Raw genomic sequence first — 1,212 nt, forward strand, 5'->3', positions numbered from 1 at the left:
TTTTCTGCAGGTACCGTCACTTTCGTTTCTTCCCTACTAAAAGAGGTTTACAACCGAAAGGCCGTCATCCCTCACGCGGCGTTGCTGCATCAGGCTTTCGCCCATTGTGCAATATTCCCCACTGCTGCCTCCCGTAGGAGTCTGGGCCGTGTCTCAGTCCCAGTGTGGCCGGTCACCCTCTCAGGCCGGCTACCCGTCGTCGCCTTGGTGAGCCATTACCTCACCAACAAGCTGATAGGCCGCGAGTCCATCCCCAACCAAAAAATCTTTCCACCACCAGGCCATGCGACCAGTAGTCATATCCAGTATTAGACGTCGTTTCCAACGCTTATCCCAGAGTCAGGGGCAGGTTACTCACGTGTTACTCACCCGTTCGCCACTAATCCACCCAGCAAGCTGGGCTTCATCGTTCGACTTGCATGTGTTAAGCACGCCGCCAGCGTTCGTCCTGAGCCAGGATCAAACTCTCCGTAAAAAATTACAACCAACACCGAAGTGTCAGCGAGTTGATACTGACAAAAAGAACTGTCAACTGACAATTCTGTCTATCCAAAAGGAATTGTCTCCGGACTCACCATCAGATGAGCCACGGGGTCAATAAATTGGCATTGACAATGTGCACGCTGTTGAGTTCTCAAGGACCAGACGCACTCCCCACTCCGTCCGCAGTTCAGCGGGCATCGTCAGAGAGGCTGGTTGGTTGCCCGGGCGAGACTCGGAGGCGACCGTTCCGGCCGTTCCGTTCTCCGCCTCAGCGGCAACGAGTGATTACTTTACGCAGAGGTGAACAGGAGCGCCAACACGGGTCGCATCCCGGGCGTGTCGTACCCCGACTTCCCCGGAACCACGCGGAAGTCGGGGTACTCGAGCCGCGCCCGCGGCTGCCGGGGCGCCCCCGGGAACGACGGAAGGCTCCCCACCGGCACGGCCGAGCCGCCGCTGGCGCGTCGCCTCGGAACCGGCGGCGTGGGCCCAGGTGCGAACCTGCACCGTGCCTCCAGGCAGACCTGCCCAGCCGTCTACTCAGCCGCAGCCAACTGGCCGCACGCCCCGTCGATCTCCTTGCCGCGGGTGTCGCGGAAGGTCGTCGGGATGCCGGCGGCGTTGAGCCGACGCACGAACTCGTCCTGCACGTGCGGCTCGGACGACGTCCACACGGAGCCGGGCGTCCGGTTGAGCGGGATCGGGTTCACGTGCACCCATCCCCGCCCG

General features: G+C 61.2%; 1 rRNA gene and 1 pseudogene. Both read right to left on the bottom strand.

Annotated features, from left to right (window positions below):
• Nucleotides 1-475, bottom strand: a 16S ribosomal RNA gene (locus I59_RS00930); the annotation flags it as partial.
• 544 nt (nt 476-1,019) lie between these two features.
• Nucleotides 1,020-1,212: pseudogene (locus tag I59_RS00940) on the bottom strand (23S rRNA (adenine(2503)-C(2))-methyltransferase RlmN); the annotation flags it as partial.

This window comes from Curtobacterium sp. B8, from assembly GCF_000333315.1.
Lineage (GTDB): Bacteria > Actinomycetota > Actinomycetes > Actinomycetales > Microbacteriaceae > Curtobacterium > Curtobacterium luteum.